The 16,970-nt window shown below is 42.8% G+C and carries 14 protein-coding genes and 1 tRNA gene; 13 read left to right on the top strand and 2 right to left on the bottom strand.

The window, feature by feature from the left end; translation table 11 throughout:
• The first annotated feature begins 10 nt into the window (after nucleotides 1–10).
• The 3 genes from HXT38_RS05515 (at nucleotide 11) to nucS (ending at nucleotide 5,167) form a co-directional block, all read left to right on the top strand.
• Nucleotides 11–2,764, top strand: a complete 2,754-nt coding sequence (locus HXT38_RS05515; RefSeq protein WP_421791786.1) for an FtsX-like permease family protein — start codon at nucleotides 11–13, stop codon at nucleotides 2,762–2,764.
• Nucleotides 2,765–2,989: 225 nt separating this feature from the next.
• The gene (locus HXT38_RS05510) at nucleotides 2,990–4,423 is read left to right on the top strand and encodes an amino acid permease (RefSeq protein WP_100066591.1); all 1,434 of its coding nucleotides are present in this window, start codon (nucleotides 2,990–2,992) and stop codon (nucleotides 4,421–4,423) included.
• A 36-nt stretch (nucleotides 4,424–4,459) separates the two neighbouring features.
• Nucleotides 4,460–5,167, top strand: a complete 708-nt coding sequence (nucS, locus tag HXT38_RS05505; protein WP_004105764.1) for an endonuclease NucS — start codon at nucleotides 4,460–4,462, stop codon at nucleotides 5,165–5,167.
• 97 nt (nucleotides 5,168–5,264) lie between these two features.
• Here nucS and HXT38_RS05500 read toward each other — a convergent pair whose 3' ends face one another.
• Nucleotides 5,265–6,251, bottom strand: coding sequence for an FKBP-type peptidyl-prolyl cis-trans isomerase (locus tag HXT38_RS05500; RefSeq protein WP_064340281.1), 987 nt, complete (start codon nucleotides 6,249–6,251; stop codon nucleotides 5,265–5,267).
• Between the two features lie 79 nt (nucleotides 6,252–6,330).
• Between HXT38_RS05500 and HXT38_RS05495 the strand changes: the two genes are divergently transcribed.
• From HXT38_RS05495 to HXT38_RS05485, 3 genes are read left to right on the top strand one after another with little or no spacing between them, the layout of a single operon-like run.
• Nucleotides 6,331–8,127, top strand: coding sequence for a hypothetical protein (locus HXT38_RS05495; RefSeq protein ID WP_415688526.1), 1,797 nt, complete (start codon nucleotides 6,331–6,333; stop codon nucleotides 8,125–8,127).
• Nucleotides 8,120–9,184, top strand: coding sequence for a hypothetical protein (locus HXT38_RS05490; RefSeq protein ID WP_004574176.1), 1,065 nt, complete (start codon nucleotides 8,120–8,122; stop codon nucleotides 9,182–9,184). Before HXT38_RS05495 ends, HXT38_RS05490 begins: the two co-directional genes overlap by 8 nt.
• 41 nt (nucleotides 9,185–9,225) lie before the next feature.
• Nucleotides 9,226–10,251, top strand: coding sequence for a tetratricopeptide repeat protein (locus HXT38_RS05485; RefSeq protein WP_004574175.1), 1,026 nt, complete (start codon nucleotides 9,226–9,228; stop codon nucleotides 10,249–10,251).
• 99 nt (nucleotides 10,252–10,350) lie between these two features.
• Here the strand turns inward: HXT38_RS05485 and HXT38_RS05480 are convergent.
• A tRNA-Met gene (locus HXT38_RS05480) sits at nucleotides 10,351–10,424 on the bottom strand.
• 155 nt (nucleotides 10,425–10,579) lie between these two features.
• Here HXT38_RS05480 and HXT38_RS05475 point away from each other — a divergent pair.
• From HXT38_RS05475 to HXT38_RS05445, 7 genes are all read left to right on the top strand, one after another.
• Nucleotides 10,580–11,611 carry a homoserine O-succinyltransferase gene (locus HXT38_RS05475; RefSeq protein WP_032842366.1) on the top strand — a complete coding sequence of 344 codons (1,032 nt, stop codon included), beginning with the start codon at nucleotides 10,580–10,582 and terminating at the stop codon, nucleotides 11,609–11,611.
• Nucleotides 11,612–11,810: 199 nt separating this feature from the next.
• On the top strand, nucleotides 11,811–12,665 hold the full coding sequence (atpB, locus tag HXT38_RS05470) for a F0F1 ATP synthase subunit A (protein WP_004105753.1): 855 nt from the start codon (nucleotides 11,811–11,813) through the stop codon (nucleotides 12,663–12,665).
• Nucleotides 12,666–12,765: 100 nt separating this feature from the next.
• A complete protein-coding gene (atpE, locus tag HXT38_RS05465; protein ID WP_004105752.1) occupies nucleotides 12,766–12,999 on the top strand; it encodes an ATP synthase F0 subunit C in 234 nt (77 codons plus the stop codon).
• Nucleotides 13,000–13,059: 60 nt separating this feature from the next.
• Nucleotides 13,060–13,602, top strand: coding sequence for a F0F1 ATP synthase subunit B (locus HXT38_RS05460; protein WP_004105751.1), 543 nt, complete (start codon nucleotides 13,060–13,062; stop codon nucleotides 13,600–13,602).
• Between the two features lie 98 nt (nucleotides 13,603–13,700).
• Nucleotides 13,701–14,282 carry a F0F1 ATP synthase subunit delta gene (locus HXT38_RS05455; RefSeq protein WP_421791784.1) on the top strand — a complete coding sequence of 194 codons (582 nt, stop codon included), beginning with the start codon at nucleotides 13,701–13,703 and terminating at the stop codon, nucleotides 14,280–14,282.
• Nucleotides 14,283–14,298: 16 nt separating this feature from the next.
• Complete coding sequence (gene atpA / locus HXT38_RS05450) at nucleotides 14,299–15,960, top strand: F0F1 ATP synthase subunit alpha (RefSeq protein WP_415707394.1); 1,662 nt, start codon at nucleotides 14,299–14,301, stop codon at nucleotides 15,958–15,960.
• Nucleotides 15,961–15,963: 3 nt separating this feature from the next.
• Complete coding sequence (locus HXT38_RS05445) at nucleotides 15,964–16,968, top strand: F0F1 ATP synthase subunit gamma (protein ID WP_004574170.1); 1,005 nt, start codon at nucleotides 15,964–15,966, stop codon at nucleotides 16,966–16,968.
• Nucleotides 16,969–16,970 lie beyond the last annotated feature (2 nt).

Here is a 16,970-nt window from a genome sequence, read left to right as displayed (position 1 = left end):
GGTGGTTGTTATGCGGAAAGCAGCAGCAGTTTCAAAGCAATCTGATAATAAAAATGCCAATAATGGTGGTGAAGTTAAGCGCATGCATTCGTTGCTGCCAATAGTATTTATTAGCGCAATTAGAATGTGGGTTCGCGAATGGCGCCGCTTTTGCGTTCTTGCGGTTATTGCAATGCTTGGCGTTGCTGTTATGACTGGTATTTATGCAGGATGCAACGACATGTTTCTCGCTACTAACGATATGTATGCGAAATTGCATGCTTATGATTTGCAAATCGTATCTACTCTTGGTTTAACTAAAGACGATGTTGCAGCATTACGCGCGTTGCCAAGTGTGAGTGAAGTTGAAGCAGAGCGTTCTTGGAAAGCAACAGCGCACGCAACAGATGATGCAAAGTCTTCATACGCAATGAATTTCGTGCATTATGTAGAATCACAAAAAAATCTTAATCGCTTGCATTTGCTTAAGGGCAACATGCCTAAAAATAATAGTGAAGCTGTTGTAACTCAGCGATTTTTACACGATAGTGGATTGAGCATTGGCAATGTGATAGTAGTCAACGTGCAGCAAAATGCGGGCGTTGGAAGTCTTGGTTCTTCTAATTCAAAGTCTAAAACTTATCGTTTGCGCATAACTGGTAGCGTGCTAGATAGCAACGATTTAAACAATCCTGATGGCTATCAATCTAAAGCATTTCGTAACTCTGTGACGTCTAGATACCCAATATTTACTTCTGCTGCTCCTGATAACGTGACTAGCTTGCCGTATACAGCAATGTCGGTGCGTTTGAATGATGCTCAACGTGTCAATGTTTTTTCTAAAGATTATCGTGGCATTGTTGACGATGCATCTGAACAGATTCAGGAACTCGTGCAATCTAAACGCGAAAAAGCTCGACGTAATCAAATTATCGACAAACAAGTTAATTTAGAATTAAAAAATATTATTGCAAATGATCCTAGGCTTCAGCGCGCTCCAAATTTTGTTAAAGAGCAAGCAAAAAAGCAAATTTGTAAACAAATTAAGTCAGAGATTCAAAAACGTGTTCCTCAAGCTCAATGGCATATATCTACTCGCATAGCTAACGATAGTTATGCAAGTTTGCGTTCTGACGTTGCTTCAATACAGTCACTTGGATACGCTTTCCCAGCGGTATTTCTTGTTGTAGCAATGATGATGAGTTTAACTGCTATGGCTCGTATGGTTGAAGAAGAGCGAGGGCTTATTGGTACATACTTAAGTTTGGGATACGGTCGTTCTACTGCAGTAACAAGACATGCTTTCTTCGCGATATTTGCGTGCTTTGTTGGCGGCGGAATTGGCGATATTATGGGTTTTCTTGCAATCCCTTCACTTTTACTAAAAATCTTGCGTGGTTTATACGCTGTGCCAGACGTTAGGTTGAAGTATGACTGGCTATATGGCTCTTTGTGTGTGCTAGCATTTGTGATTCCTGTTGCAATATGCACAATCGTTGTTAGTTGGCGAGAAACAAAGCAAGTTCCTGCAGCTTTGTTAAGACCAAAAGCTCCAAAAGCTGGTTCTCGCGTTCTTCTTGAAAGGTTGCCTTGGATTTGGAAGCGAATGAGTTTCTTAAATAAGGTTACCGTTCGCAATTTGGCGCGATTTAAAGGCAGATTGTGCATGACTATTGGTGGAGTTGCTGGTTGCACAGCGCTTATTGTTTGCGGTCTTGCTTTGAACGATACTGTTGCGACCTTGGGTATTCGCCAATACGAGGGAATTTATCGATACGATATGATTTCTATCTCGGCTCCAGGATCTTTCCAAAATATGAAGAAAAGCGTTGAGCAAGACAAGTCAAACAATAAAGTAGAAACTATACTTCCGGCTTATGTGGGCTCTGGAGAAATAGCTAAAAGTCAATCAAATAAGTCGAATAGTCGTCATGTTGAGGATGCGGAAAGCGTGCAGTTGATTGTTGTAAAAGACACAAAAGCTTTGTCTCATCTTGTAAATTTGCAGGATGTGAACAATAATTTGCAAACTATTAAACTTACGGGTGAAGGTCCGTTGCTTTCTCAAAGCGCTGCTGCATCTCTGGACATTACTCGTGGTAGCGAAATTAATGTGACGAATACTAGTTTTAAACGTGCGAAGGTTAAAGTTAAAGCTATTGTTCGTAATCTTATCGGTTCTAATATTTACATGACTGAACGTTGCTACGAACGCTTATTTAATGGTGAAAACAGTAAGCTTTTGAAACATAATGCGTTAATTTTGCGTTTGCGCGGTAGCGATAATAATAAAATTAAATATGCTGACAAGGTTTCTGAACGTGACGGTGTGCTTGCTGTTATGAATATTACGCGTATGAAGCATGCTTTTAGTTTTGATCTTATGAATGCTGTTGTTGCTTTAATCGTAACTTTGGCTGCTGGTTTAGCTTTAGCTGTGCTTTTTACTCTTGCAAGTACTAATATTTCGGAACGTACTCGCGAAATGGCTACGCTGAAAGTTCTTGGTTTTTATCGTAGAGAAGTTCATTCCTATGTGCATAAAGAAATGCTTACCTTAACTGTTATCGGCATTGCAGTTGGATTGCCATTAGGAAGGCTTATTGCAGGATTGTTGACTAGCGCGCTTCGTATGCCGTCTTTGTATTTTGAAGTTGAAGTAGCTCCTTTAAGCTATTGCATTGCTGGCGTTGCAACACTAATTTTTGCGTTAATTGTGCAATGGGCTACCAACCCAGCTTTGGATCGCATAGATCCAGTAAGCTCACTTAAAAGTGTGGAATAGTTGCGCGAATTGTAGAATGCGTAATGAATAGTTAAGGGTTCCTATAAAATTAGAAATTCGTGGCTATTAAGGAACGGAGTTGTAACAATGAGTGAGACTGTGAATAGTGACATTAATGTAGGTTCTAAACAAACAGAATCTACAGAGACGCACAATAGCACATCTTCTCATAATCAATCTTCTAGCGTATCTGCGCAAGAAAATGCAAGTAGCAATACAAACCAAATGGAGCGTAGTCTTACCAAGCGTCATGTGCAATTTATTGCTATTGGCGGCACAATTGGAACAGGTTTGTTCCTTGGTTCTGGAAAATCAATTAGCTTAACAGGTCCGAGTATTGTATTCGTTTACATTATTGTGGGCTTGATTATGTTCCTGCTGATGCGTGGTATTGGTGAGCTAATGTACAAGGATCCAAACCAGCATACTTTTATTAGTTTTATTACGCGTTATCTTGGCAGAGGTTGGGGTAATTTTGCTGGATGGTCGTATTGGTTTGTGCTTGTACTTATTGGTATGAGCGAAATTACGGCAGTTAGTACGTATTGCGTCACATTCTTCCAAACTTTCGATATTGACGTAAGTCATTGGAAATGGCTTATAGAAGTAGTATTTTTAGCGGCTTTAGTGTGCATAAATTTGGTAGCTGTAAAGCTATTTGGGGAAACTGAGTTTTGGTTCTCAATGATTAAAATCACGCTAATTGTTGCTCTTATTGTTACAGCCGTAGTTATGGCTTTAGTTGGTTACCATTACTCTGCAGCTCCTTTGCATGGTGGCGTAATAAGTCCTGCTGGTCACGCTGGATTAGATAATATTTTCAACAATTTTTCGCTTATGCCAAACGGATGGCTTTCTTTCTTAATGAGCTTCCAAATGGTGTTTTATGCGTACCAGCTTATTGAGTTTGTTGGTGTGACTGTTTCGGAAACTAAGAATCCTCGTCAGGTTTTACCAAAGGCTATTAACGAGATTATTGTGCGCGTACTAGTTTTCTATGTTGGCGCTCTTATAGCGATTATGCTTATTGTGCCGTGGCAACAGTTTAAAGCTACGAATGCGGAAGGCGTATTTATGTCACCATTCATTATGGTGTTCCAATACGCAGGATTGCATTGGGCTTCTGCGCTTGTGTTCTTTGTGGTTATTACAGCTGCTTCTTCTGCGCTTAATTCTTTGCTGTATTCTGCTGGTCGCCACATGTATCAGATTGCGCTTGAGTCACCTTCGCCTCTTTTGGGTAAGTTGCGTAAGGTTTCACGCACGAAGGTTCCTGCTCGCGCGATTTTGTTCTCGTCTGCTTTGATTCTTCTTTCGCCAATTATTAATTCGATCCCTGGCATTCATGGTGCGTTTATTTTGTTTGCTTCGGCTTCTTCTGCAGTGATAATCATGATTTATATTTTGATTATGGTTACGCATCGTAAGTACCGTGAATCTGCTGATTTTATGCCAGACGGTTTCGTTATGCCGCATTATAAGCTTTTGAATTCTATTACTATAGCGTTCTTTGCTTTTGTGTATGTGACTTTGTTTATTAGTGACGATACACGAGCTTCTGCAATTGGTGGACTAGTGTGGCTCGTATTGTTCGGCGGATACTGCGCCTTACATCAGCATTGGCAGAATCGCGATTTAGCTGAAGCTTTGGGGAAGTAGGGTACTTCTTTACTTGATTTCTGTTATGCTTGCTGTGTGCGAATTATTGTTGCAGATTGCAGTGCAGAGTATACAGGTAGGTTAAATGCCACGCTTCCTTTAGCTAAGCGAGTGTTGCTTATTAAAGCAGATGGCAGCGTACTTATTTTTTCTGAGCTTGGTGCGTATAAACCTCTTAATTGGATGGTAGCTCCTTGTACTATGCGTGTTTTACGTAAAGAAGATAGCGGCGAATCCGATGCTGGCATTGTTGTAGATGGCTGTATTTTGCGTGTTGCTGCTGCTAAAAGCGATGATTTGCTTATGATTTCGCTTGAGCATGTTTATAGTGATAATACTTACGATTTGGGTGAGGATCCTGGCTTAGTTAAAGATGGTGTTGAGGATCATTTGCAACGTTACTTGGCTGAGCAGATTGAACGAATCGGCGATGGTGCCACGTTGGTGCGCCGTGAATATCCTACGGCTATCGGCCCAGTGGATATTATGGCTCAGGACGCGGATGGTGTACATGTCGCTATTGAGATTAAGCGGCATGGTGGTATCGACGGCGTTGAGCAACTTACGCGTTATTGTGAGTTGCTGAATAGAGATCCGTTACTTAAGCCGGTTAGAGGTATTTTTGCTGCGCAAACTATTAGTCCACAAGCCCGTGTTTTGGCTGAGGATCGTGGATTTACTTGCTTAATATTGGATTACGATGAAATGCGTGGAGTCGAGTCCAACGATCTTCGTCTGTTCTAAATATGTGTTCTAAATATGTAAAAACCCCTCGGGAAGGAGGGGTTTATTATTTATGAATCGCTAGTTAATTTTGCAACAGTTTGCAAAATTACAAATCTCACGAAGCATAAAGAATATCGACTACAAAGTACAGCGTGGCATTTGCAGGAATAGTTACGTTTCCGCGCGCGTCCTTCTTTTCTTCTTTGCCGTAGCCATCTTCTGGTGGGATTACCAAAAGAACTTGGGAACCAACTTTCTTTCCAGTTAAGCCTTTAGTCCAACCAGGGATTACTCCTCCAGCAAGTTGGAAGTCTGCAGGTATGCCACGAAGCCAAGAAGAATCAAACTGATGAAGTTTGCCGTCTTTATCGGCAGTCCAACCAGTGTAATGAGCGGAAACTGTGTCTTTTGCAGTTACTTTTTTGCCGGTTCCTTCAATCAAAGTCTGAGAAACAAGCTTTCCGTCTGGAACGTAGTTATTTTTATCTAAGGTTGGTGCTCCAGATTTATCAAGAGTTACCTTCGGCAAATTTGCGGGAATATTCGTAACAGCTTTGCCTGTTGCTCTAGTTAGAGATTTTGATCGCGAAACCATTGTAAGAACCATAATATATGAAGGATTTTTGGCTCCTCCGCTTACGCCCAAAGCAATAGTCGTATTAATTTTTTTGCCCTTAATTAAAGCGTAATATGGTCGGCTTGTAGAGTTTTTATTAATGGAAATTGAGCAATCAACTTTGCCTTCTTTCCAAGTATTCATAAGCTCTTTGCCGGTTTTGGAGTCGAACACAATGCCCTGAGAGCATACGCGATCGCCTTCTTTAATTGTTTCTCCGTTGCCTCGTTGCAAAACGGCATAAGTATTTTGCTTTACTTTTACAGGCGTTTTCAGCGTTATTTTAGGCTTTTTGCCCAGCTCTCCCGATGCGCTTACGCCTTCCAGCAACTGCATTCCAGCTTTTTGAGCGTTTTCATCAGTTAAATTGTTATTGTCAGAATTTTCTCCGCATGAAGCAAGCACTACGCACATTGCTACTGCGCTAATAGTTGCGAAAGCGCGAAGTAAAAGAGATTTTTGTCCTAATGTTTTGATTTTTTTCATAGCCTTACATTACCGCTTGACGCTGATTTTTACATCAAAACATGCAAGTAATATTAAAAGACTGTAGAATGGTATCGTTATGACAAATATAGAAGATGCTTCTGATACAGAAGGACGACCAATGCGACGACCAATGCGACGGCTCACTTTGCGCAGTAAAATCATGCGCGGCGTTGTAGCTCCATTTTTTGCTTTGCTTGCAGTATTAAGTGTTGTTCTTGGTGTTGCCAACTCAACATTTTGGAAGCCTAGTAATGTGGTTATTGCGTACGCTAAAGTATCTGGAACTCGTTATATTGTCACTGATCCTGGTGTTTTGAATCTTGTAGATAACAGGGTTCGTATTAGTGTCGCTGCTTTGCATACGCGTAAGCCTATTTGTGTTGCTGTAGGTTTAACGAAAGACGTAAGAGGCTGGGTGGCAGGTTCTCCAGTACAAAGAATTACTGGTTTGCGTGATTGGAATAATCTTTCAGTTTCTGAAGTGTCTGGTAGAACCTCTGTGCAAGCGGGTGACTCTGTGGACATTAAGGATCCTGACGTAAAATTCCAAGAATCTAATTTATGGCCTATAGTTACATGCCAGCTTGGTTTAGCGAAATTGGCAATAAATACTGCAGATTATGTTCAATCTTCTGGTTCTGCGTCATACGATCATGCTGTTGCAAACGGCACAATGTCTAAATCAGGCACTCGCTCTAGTAAGTCAAATAGCTCTGATACTGCTTCTTCTGCACTGCGTTCGCAGGCTGCTAGACGTGTTTTGCTAATTGATTTGGGGGATAATGTACCGGAAGCTTCCATAGAATTGCGGTGGCGTCGTAATCAAATTCCAGATTTTGCAACGCCTTTATATTTTGTAGGAGCACTTTTTGCAGTATTAGCTATACTTTCTGCAACTATTTTTGCAATGGCTCCGCATCGTCGTCGTAATAAGCAATTAATAGCTAGCCGTTCAGGAGCGTTGGCAGTAAAGTCTGCACAGCGTGACGAAGTCACCTTTGCTGAGGCGATTTCTGGAACCATGTCTGGTATTTTTGGTCACAAACGACACAAGAAGGATTCTGGAAGTCACGCAAGGCATGGGGGTCATGCACGTCGTCGCAAAGATTCAATGCAAAGCGGCGACTCAAATGGTATGCAAACTCGAATTGCGTCTGCTTCTACAGCGGTTGCATCTACTGATTCTTTGGCTGAAACTACTGTTATTGCACAAGATGAAATGCTTGCGTTTGCCGCGCGCTTTATGCAGCAACATGACGATAATTCTTATTTAGATGACTTAGGCAATGTTGATGATGAATTTAATGATTTGCACAATCAGGATGCTGCGGCAAACGGGGAAGATTTAGCAAATGCGGAAGATATAGGAAATGCGAAATATTCTGGAAATTCAGCAGAATCAGCAAATTCAGAAAATAAGCAATATAAGCGGAATTCTCAGAATATTAAGACTCCGCGAAATAAGAAAAAATCTTACGCAAGCGCGTCGGATGGCAATAGTCTGAACGATCATAAGGATAAGCATCAGCAGCAAAATAAGTATGCACAGCAGAATAACAAGAGGCGTAACCGTCAGAACGATAGAAACAATGCTAATAATTCTGAAAAGTTTGCAAAGAAACGTTTAGAAACGGTCAAGCCTTCAGATAGTAATAGCAAGATTTCACATGAATCTAGTAAGAAAAAGCTTAATGATCACGAAAACTATCGCAACTCAGAATCAAACAAGCGTCAAAATTCGTCTAAAAATAGCAACGATAAGCAGTCTCGCATAAAACGAAATGGGTTTAGAGGAGACGGTGGTAACGGTCGTTACAGAAAAAATGGGAAAGGCTACCGCGGTAATTCTTCAAGTGAGCGAGGAAATGAATAAAATGCGTAATACTAATGTCGATATTCACCGCGTAAACAGTAAAAATAGAGGCGTATTGCGCAACAACATAGTCACATTAATAGCATGTGTTGTATCAACGGTTATGGTAACTGGATTATCTGCTTGCGATGGGCAGGTGCCGAAACCTGCTGAAGCGCGTAGTAATCAAGAGTTGCCTAATGTGACTATGCTCCAAGAAAAAGATATCCGCTTGGGGTTGCTTCGCACTCTAGAAAAGGCAAATGACGAAAAAGATGTGGATTCATTATCTCAAGCAGTTTCTGGACCTGCTCTCGATATTCGCACGAGCGAGCTTACGATTGCAAACAAAACTGGAAACTTAGATCCTAAGACCACTATTCCGCGTGAAGCCGCGCAAACTATTGTGCCAACTAATTCTGGTTGGCCAAGAGATTTAATGACTATTACAACTACTACTAAAGATCAACAGTCAAAACGTTTGCTGGTTTTACGTCAACAGAGAGCGCGTTCGAATTATAAACTTTGGGCTGTTGCGCGCTTATTCCCTGGAGTGCATCTTCCTAAATTTGCTGTGCCAAGTATTGGTTCTTCAATGGGTAAATCTAATGATACTGGTTTGGTGATGACTCCAGATGAAGCGGTAGCTGCGTATGCAGACGTTTTACAAAATGGTGAAAACAGCAAGTACGCGAAGCATTTTGCTGACGATTATTTGCGTAAAAAGTTAGTTGAACTTTCTAAAGCAGTGCAAGCTGGAATGGAGCGAAATAAAGGCTCTCAAGAACAAATCTTTACACCAAATCTCAAACAAATAAGCATTATGCGTTCAAGCGATGGAAGCGATTTGGTTGTTGCGCGCATAGATTCTGTGTGGACTCGTAAAGCTGGTGAAGGGCGTGAATCTCGTCCTGCTTCTGATGAAGAAAAAGCATTATTTGGCGATGGTAAAGCAAAAGGTACTATGCGAGTAACTTACGTAAATGTTATTGCTCTAGTAGTTCCTCCAGCTAGTTCTCATATGAAGATTATTCCTGTTGGTGCTGAGCGTCAGCCTATTAAGGTAGAAGCTTTATAAATTTTGTAAGTACAATTTAGTGTGCTTGGAAAAGAGGAAAAATGGTGAGTAGTAAAGCGCAAGGCATGAATCCTGGCGGATTTTCGCTTGCTGGGGCTGTAGATTTAGAAGGCGTAAAGCGTCGCGTAGAAGCTCAAGCTAAGCAAGCTGCTAAAGCTGCATCGGGCTCTACTGGTTCTTCTGCTCCAAAAGCTGGCGGCTATGTAATCGATGTTAATGAGCAGTCTTTTCAGGCGATGGTGCAAACGTCTGTAAGTTTCCCAATTGTTATTTTGCTTTGGCAAGCTAATGACGAGGCCTATTATGATGTGGCACAGAAATTAGCGGATGCTGTTAACGCGCTTGACGGTCGTATGCAGTTAGCTCGTATCGACTCTGATGAAAGCCCAAGTATTGCTCAAGCATTGCAAGCGCAGCAGCTTCCTGCAATTTACGGTTTAATTGGCGGACGTCCTATGCCTATTGCGCAAGGTTTACCTAGCGACGAGGAATTACAGCAGATTTGTGGCACTATTTTGCCGCAATTGGTTCAGGTTGCTGAACGCTCTGGTGTTGCTGGAACTGCTCCTTTTGTGGAATCCTCGGTTGAGAAAAAGTCTGAAATGTCTAAAGACTCAGATCAAGATAGTTCCGGGAATAACTCTGTTGAGAATGTTCCGCCTGCTCATGAGCAAGCTCATTCGCTTGCTATGAAGGGTGATTATGAAGGTGCTGCACGCGAGTATGCAAAAGTAATGGAAGCAGATCCTCATGATGTGCTTGCATCGCGTGAACATGCAAAAGCTTTGTTGCTTTCGCGTAATACTAATACTGATGTTGCTGCGGTTAGAAAGGCTGCTGGCGATAATAAGGATGATTTAGATTCGCAGCTTGCAGTAGCAGATGTAGATATGATTGACGGTCATATTGATGACGCTTTTGGGCGACTGCTTGACTTCCTTGCATCTGGTCATAAGAGTGATGCGGATGCTATTCGTTCTCGTATGCTTGAGTATTTTGCCATACTTCCTGCAGATGATGAGCGTCTTGCGCGCGCTCGTCGCCGTCTTGCAATTCTTCTTTATTGATTATTGCGCGATGACGCTTTTGGGCGACTTATGTAGTATTAAACAAAAAAGCCAAGAACCACAACAATCGTGAGAAATTTGTGTGATTCTTGGCTTTAGTAGCGGGGCATGGATTTGAACCATGGACCTCTGGGTTATGAGCCCAGCGAGCTACCGAGCTGCTCCACCCCGCGTCGGCTACTTTTAGCAGCTCTATCTACGATAGGTGCAAATTTAGATTTGTCAACTTTCGGGCGTGTCTCGCTGTATTTGGTTAGAATTTTACGATTCGTGTACATGAGTGACATAGACATAATAAACATAAACAAGTGTGGAGTATAATAAACACATGCCTATTAAGATTCCTGAAGGATTGCCAGCGCGAAGCATATTAGATGCTGAGCGAATTTTTGCATTGGAACGCCCAGAAGCAGAACAGCAGGATGTTCGACCACTTCGTTTGTTGATTTTGAATCTTATGCCCAAAAAAATCGAGACAGAAACTCAGCTTTTGAGACTCATCTCTAAGTCTCCTTTGCAAGTTGACGTCGATTTTATGAAAACTTCTACGCATGTATCGACACATGTTAGCGCTGATCATTTAGTAAAATTCTATGAAAATCTTGACGCACTTCGTAACAACTATTACGACGGATTTGTTGTGACGGGCGCTCCTGTTGAGCATATGGAATTTGAAGAAGTCGACTACTGGCACGAATTTACGCAAATTCTTGACTGGGCATCAACACACGTTTTCTCAACAATGTATTTGTGCTGGGGCGCAATGGGCGCGCTTTACTATCGATATGGCGTAAAAAAGCATGTTCTCAGCAAAAAAGTTTTTGGCGTGTTCCCGCAATATTTGCAGGATGAGTACTGTTTTCTTACAAATGGTTTTGATGAAATCGCTTTACAGCCGCATTCTAGAATAGCGAGTGTTGATGTTGACAGCATTTCTGCAGATCAGCGTTTACAAATTCTTACGTATGGTCCCGAATCTGGTCCGGGATTAGTTGCTACGCGTGATTTTTCTGAAGTTTTTGCGCTAGGACATTGGGAATATGGCAAAATGACTCTTGCGCAGGAATATGAGCGTGACATGTTAAAAGGTTTGAGCAACGTGCCATTCCCTTACAACTATTTCCCTCATGACGATCCAAAATTAGAGCCACTATTTTCTTGGCGTGCGCACGCGAATTTGCTTTGGCGCAACTGGCTTAATTGGGTGTACGAAACTACGCCTTACAATCTTTCTGATATTCCTCATTTAAGAGCTGCTGGAAGGCTTGGAACTGAACGTTCTATAAGGCATGAGCCGGCTTCTCCGCGCTCCGATAATTTTTATCCATTTGACGGCATTAAGTACGGTATGAACAAATAAATTTTGAAGTTGCGTAATTATGTACAAGCAAAGAGTACAATCAGCAATTAGATATATTTTTCGTTTCGTGCCCCGCGCCTTACGAAATATGAAACATATGATCTAGTTGATATATATGCCGCGAGAATGATTGAATTGAGTATGTGAGTGAGCGGCACTGAATTGAGGCGTGTGAACGGATTGCTATAAGGAGGCACTTATGGATGTGATGGTTGATGTTTTACAGAAGACCACGACTGTAGCTTCTACTGTAGCTTCGAATAAACCAGAGCTACCTGATATTAGTGAGTTTTTGCCTCCAGAGATTTTGTTCCAAGGCACTCCATTTGCCATGAACCGAATTGTTATGGTGCGTATTATTATGGCCGTAATCGTTATGATTATTTTTGGCATTGGAGCAGCTCGCGCAAAAGTGGTTCCAGGAAGATTCCAAAGCGTGCTAGAAATTCTAATGGACTTTGTGCGATTTAACATTGTGTACGAAATGATTGGCGAAGAGCGCGGCAAGCGTTATGTGCCAATGATAACAACTCTTTTTATAACAATATTTTTCTTTAATCTTTGCTCAGTTATTCCAGGCTTAAATATGGCTGCAACAGCAACTATTACAGGGCCATTAGTGTTTGCTCTTTGGGTTGTATGCCAATACTTAATAACTGGAATTAGAGAAAAAGGATTCCTAACGTTCTTCCGCGAATCCTTGTTCCCAGCAGGCGTGCCATGGCCAATTTACTTTATTCTTACGCCATTGCAGCTTCTGGAATTGTTGATTGTGCGACCACTTTCGCTTACAATCCGTTTGTTTGCGAATATGATTGCTGGCCATTTGCTGGTGGCCACTTGTCTAGTATTCACCAACTTCTTTGTGGTGGATTCCAGCAATAAACTCCTTGCCTTAGGCGGTGCATTATGGCTGCTTGGTGGCATTCTGTTTACAGTATTCGAAGTAATAGTCGCAGGCTTGCAGGCGTTTATTTTTACCGTTCTTGCATCTGTGTATATTTCGGAAAGTTACCCCGAGAAAGAAGAAAAATCTGCTGTTGCTATTGCATAAATAGGTAAAACTAATTAAAGCTAGTTAAAGCAAACAGATAAAACAGGTTTGATAATCTTAGGGTTTATAACTGGTTACTGTTCCTAAAGAAAGGAAACCAATGAATAGTATCATCGCTCTCGCAGGATTGACGGGCAACCTTAGCATTCTCGGCTTTGCCGTTGCTACTCTTTCCCCTGCTATCGGAATGGCAATGGTTGTATCCAAGGCTATGGAATCCACTGCACGCCAGCCAGAAGTCGGCAACCGTATTCAGTTGTTCATGTTTATTGGCTTGGCATTCATTGAGGTTCTGGGCTTGCTCGGATTCGTTGCCTACATTATGGGAAGCTGAACCGAACGAAACAACTCGTTCCAACGCATACAAGTGTTGAAAGAATAGAAAGGACAAGCCATGGCATATGCAGCCGAAACTAATAAACTGGCGTTGTTCTTGCCGGAGCCTTACGACGTTATATGGTCGCTGGTTGTTTTAGTTGTTCTTGCAGTGTTTTTCTACAAGTTCGTTATGCCTAAATTCCAGGCAATTCTTGATGAGCGTGCAGAAAAAATTGAAGGTGGAATGGCTAAGGCTGCTAATGTTCAGCGTGAAGCAGACGAGTTAAAGAGCCAGATTGAAAACGAACTTTCTCAAGCTCAAACTGATGCTGCAAATACTCGTGAAGAGGCTCGATCGGAAGCTTCAAAAATTATTGGCGAAGCTAGACAACGCGCTGAAAAGGATGCTGCGAAGATTATCAGTGAAGCACAGCATTCTATTGAGGCTCAGCATAAGCATGCCATGTCCAGCCTCCAAGGAGAAGTGTCGGTTCTTGCAGCAGCTTTAGCTGGCAAGATTCTTGCATCCAAATTGGATGACGATACCGTCAGTTCCAAGATTATTGATCATGTGATCGATGAAGTTGGAGACACTAAAAATTCGGATCAAAGCAAGTAAAGTAATGTGCAAAACTGAATAATCGCAAAATAAAATTACGGTTATTTCATTTTGTATTATTTGCGTTACTTCGTTTTTACAGAAACGAGGAGGTAAGAATGCCAGAAAAGGCAGCGCGAGTAAACGATAGTTTGTCGCGTTCTTCGCTTGCTCAGGCCATCTCAGATGCGCACGATGAAGCGCAGCGCATTTCGGACGAGCTTTCGTCAATGATGGACATGATTGATAAGTATCCTGAGCTTTCTGATGCGATTACTGATCCGAATAGGTCTTCGGAAGATAAGTCTCGCCTTATTGACGAGCTTATTGGAGGTAAGGCGCACCCTGTTGTATTGCGCATTATGCATTATCTAGTAGGAACTTGGCACGGAGGTGCCGAAAGCGGTAAAACAGGTAGCTTCGGCGGCGCTTGGTCAGGATTTGAGCGTGAAGCTGGAGAAACATTGGTTACAGTCACTACTGCTCAGCCGCTTACAGATAAGCAAATTAAGCGTTTGATTGAAATCTACAGCGATAAGTTGGGTCATCGTGCATACATTAACCCAATTGTGGATCCAAATGTGCTTGGTGGTATGCGTATACAAATCGGTGATCAAATAACCGATCGCACCATGTTGATGCAGCTTAAGCAGTTGCAGCGTTCTGCACGAAATGGTGCTTGGACACAGGCAATGAAGTAGTAAATTAAGGAGAATTATGGCGGAACTATCTATTGATCCCGCCCTGATACGCAAGGCACTCGACGGGTTCGTTGACTCGTATAAGCCTGCAGACATGCCAACGCAAGAAGTTGGCTATGTTGTTACGGCTGGTGACGGCATTGCGCACGTAGCTGGATTGTCCGGCTGCATGGCAAACGAGCTGCTCACATTCGAGAACGATACCTTGGGTCTTGCGTTCAACCTTGATGCACACGAAATCGGCGTTGTTATTCTCGGCGATTTTACAGGCATTGAGGAAGGGCAGGAAGTATACCGCACAGGCGAGGTGTTGTCTGTGCCGGTTGGTGACGCTTATCTTGGTCGTACCGTTGATCCGTTGGGTAATCCAATCGATGGTTTGGGTACGATTGAGTGCAATGAGCGTCGTATTCTTGAAGCCCAGGCTCCAGACGTTATTCACCGTCATCCAGTCGATGAACCATTGTCTACTGGTTTGAAGGCTATTGACGCAATGACGCCAATAGGTCGTGGTCAGCGCCAGTTGATTATTGGTGATCGTCAAACAGGTAAGACTGCAATCGCAATAGATACGATTATTAACCAGCGGGCTAACTGGGAAACTGGAGATCCAAAGAAACAGGTTCGCTGCATTTATGTAGCAATCGGTCAAAAGGGTTCCACTATTGCTTCAGTGCGTCAAAGCCTTGAAGAAGCAGGAGCTATGAAGTACACCACAATCGTGGCAAGCCCAGCTTCTGATTCTGCAGGTTTTAAATACATTGCACCTTACACTGGTTCTGCAATCGGTCAGCACTGGATGTACAACGGCAAACACGTTTTGATTGTTTTCGATGATTTGTCGAAACAAGCAGAAGCATACCGTTCAATTTCCCTGCTTTTGCGTCGTCCACCTGGGCGTGAAGCTTACCCAGGCGACGTGTTCTACTTGCACTCTCGTCTGCTTGAACGTTGTGCTAAGCTTTCTGACGATTTGGGTGGCGGTTCTATGACCGGTCTTCCAATTATCGAAACCAAGGCAAACGATGTTTCTGCATACATTCCAACCAACGTGATTTCTATCACCGATGGTCAGATCTTCTTGCAGTCTGATTTGTTCAACGCAGGTCAGCGTCCAGCAGTAGACGTTGGTATTTCCGTGTCTCGTGTTGGTGGCGCAGCTCAGGCTAAGGCTTTGAAGAAAGTCTCCGGCATGTTGAAGATTTCCTTGGCTCGTTACAAGTCTTTGGAATCCTTCGCAATGTTCGCTTCTGATTTGGATGCAGCCTCAAAGGCACAGCTTACTCGCGGCGCTCGTTTGACTGAGCTACTTAAGCAGAAGCAGTTCTCTCCTCGAGCAATGGAGCAAGAAGTTGTTTCTGTGTGGGCTGGTACTCATGGAAAGCTTGACGATATTCCTGTGAAGGATGTGTTGCGTTTTGAAAGCGAATTGTTGGATTACTTGGATAAAGGAACCGACATTTTGCAAGTAATTCGCGATACTGAAGACTTCACTAAGGAAACTGAAGCTAAGCTTGATGCAGCCATTGATGATTTCCGTAGGACGTTTAAGACATCTGCTGGCAAGCCTTTGATTGTAAAGGATTCTTTGCCGCCGGCTGAAAACCCTGCTCCTGTTGAGAAGGAACAGCTTGTAGCTAAGCCAAAAGCAGACAGTCGCGAGCCTGAGGGGAAGTAGCGTATGTCCTCCCAACTTGCATTGAAATCGAGAATTATTTCCACACAGTCTTTGGGTAAAATCTTTAAGGCTCAGGAAATGATTGCGTCTTCTCATATCGCTAAAGCGCGAGATATTGCGCTTAATGCTAAGCCTTATAGTGACGCAATTTTCGATGCCGTGCAGGCGTTGGTAGCTCATCACGAAGCAAATATTAAGCATCCTATTTTTGGTAAAGAGCATGCCGGCAATCGCGTAGCAGTTTTGGCTCTTACTTCTGATCGTGGTATGGCAGGTGCGTTTACGTCTTCGATTATTCGTGAGACTGAAGCACTTCTTGCAAAACTCGATGCAGAAGGTAAACATGCAGAACTGTACGTGTACGGTCGACGTGGTGCAACTTACTACAAGTATCGCAATCGCGATGTGGCAGGTACTTGGGAAGGTTCTACTGACCATCCTGACGTTACTATTGCTGAAAAGATTTCCGATACTTTAATGGACGCTTATATGACGCCGGAAGCAGAAGGCGGAGTTTCGGAACTGTATATTGTGTTCACTGAATTTATAAATATGGTGAGGCAAAAAGTTCGTACGTTACGCATGCTGCCAGTTGAGCTGGTTCCTTTGAAGGACGGTGAAGAGTTTTCTATGCATCGTCCTGACTATGAAGCAGCCTCTGGTCCTTCAGCAGCATTGTCGTCTACGAGCGCAGTTTCGGCTCGTGAAGAAGCAGTGAGTCGCAGCAATCCAGAAGCTGTGGAGTATTGCTTCGAACCAAGCCCGGATGAAGTATTGGATGCTGTTTTGCCGAAGTATATTCAGTCTCGTATTCACGAGTGCTTACTTACTTCTGCTGCTTCCGAAACGGCAAGCAGACAGAACGCTATGCATACGGCTACAGATAACGCCCGCAATTTGGTGGATGATTTGACAAGAAAGCTTAATGCTTCTCGTCAGGCATCCATTACTCAAGAACTTACCGAGATTATCGGCAGCGCTGATGCGCTGAATAATGAGGAGGATTAGGA

Source organism: Gardnerella sp. DNF01157, assembly GCF_049244225.1.
Lineage (GTDB): Bacteria > Actinomycetota > Actinomycetes > Actinomycetales > Bifidobacteriaceae > Bifidobacterium > Bifidobacterium leopoldii.
Note: the sequence above shows the minus strand (reverse complement) of the source record. Positions and strands in the feature narration are given on the sequence as shown.